The sequence below is a fragment of the Streptomyces sp. IBSBF 2435 genome (assembly GCF_036815005.1).
Taxonomy (GTDB): Bacteria; Actinomycetota; Actinomycetes; order Streptomycetales; family Streptomycetaceae; genus Actinacidiphila.
Window position 1 is genome coordinate 1 of record NZ_JAJSYW010000324.1, and the last position, 3,792, is coordinate 3,792.

Here is a 3,792-nt window from a genome sequence, read left to right on the forward strand (position 1 = left end):
GCCGGCACCCGCCCGCCGCCCTGCCCCGACGACGGAGACCCAGCCATGAGCACAGCACCCCGCAACCCCATGAGCGATCCCGGCAGGCGCAGCCTGATCGAGGAACTGCTCACCGGGACGGTGCCGTTCGACCTTGTCACGAGCCTTCCCGCGCCCGGCGCGCAGGACACGCGCCGCGCCGACCTGGCCGCACGCGAGATGGCCGCCGCCCTGCGCGAGACCAAGACCGCGCAGATTGTCGAGGACACCGGCGACCTCCCCGACGGCCTGGTCGACCACCTGCGCGGCCGGCGGCTGCTGCACCTGGCCGCCGACCCCGGTGTCGGCGGCCGGGGACTGACGGCGTGGGGCGTCCTGCGGGTCATCGAGGCGGCCGCCGGCGCGTGCACCGGAGCCGGCCTGCTGCTCGCCTACCACAACGGTCTCGGCGCGGTCCCCTACCTGCCCGTCCTGGCACCGGGCCCCACCCTGGACTTCCTGCGCGGGCGGCTGGCGGCCGGGGCGCTCACCGGCGCTGCCGACACCGAGCCGGGCGGCGCCGCGAACTGGGCACGCGCCGCCGACGCCCGGCCCGCCGAGGACGGCAGCGGCTACCTGCTCAACGCCCGGAAGGTCTTCATCGGCAACGGCCCCCTGGCCGATCTGCTCGCGGTCACCGCCGCCGTCGAACAAGGCGGTGTCCGGCGCACCCGGATCTTCTTCGTCGACACCTCCTCACCCGGCTTCGCCGTCGGCGACCGGCAGCGGTTCATGGGACTGGCCGGCAGCCCCAACGCCACCCTCACGCTCACCGACGTCCACGTTCCCCGCGAGCGGGTCCTCGCCGAGGAGGACCCCGCCGCCTGGAACGCCGGACGGCAGGTCTTCCCCCTCGCCCTCGGCCGGCTGTTCGTCGTGGCCGCCCCCGGCCTGGCCATCGGCCGCGCCTGTCTGCGCCACGCCCGGCAGTTCGTCCCGCGCCGTACCGTCGACGGCAGGCCGCTCGCCGGGTACGACGAGATCCAGCGCGTCGTCGCCGCCGACCTCGCCGACGTCTACGCCATGGAGGCGGTCGCCGAGTGGGCCGCCCGCGCCGAGGACGCCCCGCTGGGCGCCAACGCCGTGCTGGAGCAGTTCGCGGCCAAGAACATCACCTCGCTCCTCGCCTGGAACTGCGCCGAGCGCACCACCACCCTGCTGGCCGGAGAGGGCTACGAGACCGCCCGCAGCAAGGCGGCCCGCGGCGCCGACCCGGCACCGATGGAGCAACTGCTGCGCGACGCCCGCGGGCTGCGCATCGCCGGCGGCGTCGAATCCCTGCTCAGCAGCCGGCTGGGCAACTTCTCCTTCACCTACTTCTACCCCCGTCCCGTCCCCGAGGCCCCGCCCGCGGCGCCCGCCGACGACTCCCGCCTGTCACCGCGCAACCGCGGCCACCTGGCCGCGGCCGGCGAGGAGGCCCGCCGCCTGCACCGCACCTGCCGCCGCCTGGCCGCCGACCACCCCCGCTACCCCGACCTCGTCGCCCGCGACCGCATCCAGGTGATCATCGGTGCCGCCGTCGAGGAACTGACCGCCATGGTCCTCACCCTGGGCCGCGCCGCCCGCGACGCCGGCGCCGGCCTCGACCGCCAGGACCTCGCCGACGTCCACTGCACGGCGGCCACCCAGCGGCTCGCCGACGGCTGGGCACGCCTGGAGCGCATCGTCGGCGGCGGCGAACCCGACCACAGGGCCGTCAGCGACGCGCTCCTGGCCGGCGACCGGTACGACGACCTGGCGGCCGACCGCGCCGCAGGCCAGGAGGACGACGGTGACCGCTGACCACCGCACCGCCGCCCTGCCCGCCCCGGCATCCCGGGACGCCGCACCCCTGACACCGAACCAGGCCCGCCTGTGGTTCGGCGAGCGGCTGCACCCGGGGCACCCCGGCCACGTCGTCCAGCGGGCCCTGGCACTGCACGGGCCGCCCGACGTCCCGGCACTGCGCCGCACCCTCCACCTGCTCACCGAACGCCACGACATCCTGCGCACCGTCTACCGGGGCACCGCCGCCGGGCCCCGGCAGCGGGCGCTGCCCACCGTCCCGGACGTCCTGCACACCGCCGGGGACCACCCCGGCGGCCCCGACGAGTGGATCAGGCAGATCCGGCACCGCCCGTTCGACCTGGAGACCGGCCCCGTCCTGCGCTGGGACCTGCTGCGCACCGGCGCGTCCGAGCACGTCCTGCTGCTGACCGTCCACCACATCGCCTTCGACGGCGTCTCCATGCGCCTGCTGTTCGACGAACTCGCCACCGCCTACGCCGCCTTCCACCACGGCACACCCCCGCAGCTCCCTCCCGCGCCGAGCTTCCTGGACTTCGCCCGCCGCACCGCCGGCACACGGCAGGCCGACGGCGCCCTCGCCTACTGGACCGCCGCACTGGCCGGCGCCGGCGCCGCGCCCGCCCTGCCCCACGACTTCGCACCGGCCGGCCGCGGCAGCGGGCGCGCCCACGCCCGGACCTTCCGCGTCCCGGATCCGGCCCGCGCACGCCTGGCGGCACTGGCCCGGCAGGAGCGCTGCTCCCCTTTCATGGCGACGCTGGCGCTCTTCGCCGCCCTGCTGTGCTCCTGCGCCGCCGCCCGCGACGTCGTCGTCGCAATCCCGGTCGCCGAGCGCGCCGCCCCCGAACACCGCCGCCTCGTCGGCTTCCTCGTCAACCTCGCGCCGGCCCGCGTCGCCTGCGCCCCGCACGACACCCTGCCGGACCTGCTGGCCCGCACCCGCGAAGCGGTGCTCGGCGCCGCCGAACACCCGCTGCCCTACCAGCAGGCCGTGGCCGCCGCCCGCACGAGCGGACCGGGCACCGGCCTGGTACGGGCCGCCTTCGACCTGCACCCGGCACCCCGCACGCCCCGGCTGCCCGGCCTGGACGTCACCGAGCGGCCGGTCCACCCCGTGGCCACCCGCTTCGAGGTGGAACTGCACGTCCAGCAGCGCGGCGACGCCTGGGACGGCACCTTCCTGGTCTCCGCCGACCTGTTCGAGGCGGACGCCGCCGACGCCCTGGCCGACCTGTTCGTCGCGCTCGCGGACCGCTGGACCGCCGACCCCGGCCTGCCCCTGACCGCCGTCGAGGACGGCGCCCACCCCGAGGAGGACGACGCATGACCGGGCCGAGCGGCACCCCGAGGACCCCGCTGATCCCCCTGCTGACCCGCCTGTGGCAGACGGCACTCGGCGTCGAGGGCATCACACCCGAGGAGAACTTCTTCGACCTGGGCGGCGACTCCATGACCGCCACCGCCATCGCGACCGACATAGCCCGCGAGACCGGCACCGACACGGCCGTACGCCTGATCTTCGACCACCCCACCATCGGCGAACTCGCCGACGCCCTCGCCGCGGTCGCACGATGACCGCGGCACCGGTCACCTTGTGGGGCGGCGCCACCGAGCCCGCCTGCTTCCTGGAGGCCCTGGCCAAGGCCGCCGCGGAACACCCCGCCCGGACCGCCGTCGCCGACGAGGAGCAGCAGGTCTCCTACACCGCCCTGCTGCACTGGGCCGGAGCCGTCGCCGAGACCCTCACCCGCCTCGGCCTGGTCCCCGGCGACCGCGTCGCGGTCACAGGACCGCGCCGTGCCGGCACCGTCGCCGCGATGCTCGGCTGCGCCCTGGCCGGCGCGACCTACCTGCCGCTCGACCCCGAGTACCCGCACCAGCGCCTGGCCGACATGCTCCACGACAGCGGCGCGAAACTCGTGCTCCACACCGGCGCCGCCACCGCCCTGCCCGGCGGCGTCCCGTCCCGCCCGGTCCCCGCAC

At 76.4% G+C, this 3,792-nt stretch carries 4 protein-coding genes; all 4 read left to right on the forward strand.

What is annotated here, in order from left to right:
* Positions 1-45: 45 nt before the first annotated feature.
* A complete protein-coding gene (locus tag V7E46_RS32820) occupies positions 46-1,803 on the forward strand; it encodes an acyl-CoA dehydrogenase family protein (protein WP_333771818.1) in 1,758 nt (585 codons plus the stop codon).
* Positions 1,793-3,136, forward strand: coding sequence for a condensation domain-containing protein (locus V7E46_RS32825; protein WP_333771819.1), 1,344 nt, complete (start codon positions 1,793-1,795; stop codon positions 3,134-3,136). The genes V7E46_RS32820 and V7E46_RS32825 overlap by 11 nt, the downstream gene beginning before the upstream one ends.
* Positions 3,133-3,384 (forward strand): acyl carrier protein, encoded by a 252-nt coding sequence (locus V7E46_RS32830; protein WP_329171381.1) that lies wholly within the window; start codon positions 3,133-3,135, stop codon positions 3,382-3,384. Before V7E46_RS32825 ends, V7E46_RS32830 begins: the two co-directional genes overlap by 4 nt.
* Positions 3,381-3,792, forward strand: a 412-nt coding sequence (locus V7E46_RS32835; protein ID WP_333771820.1) for an AMP-binding protein, incomplete at its 3' end; no start/stop codon positions are given. The genes V7E46_RS32830 and V7E46_RS32835, both read left to right, overlap by 4 nt.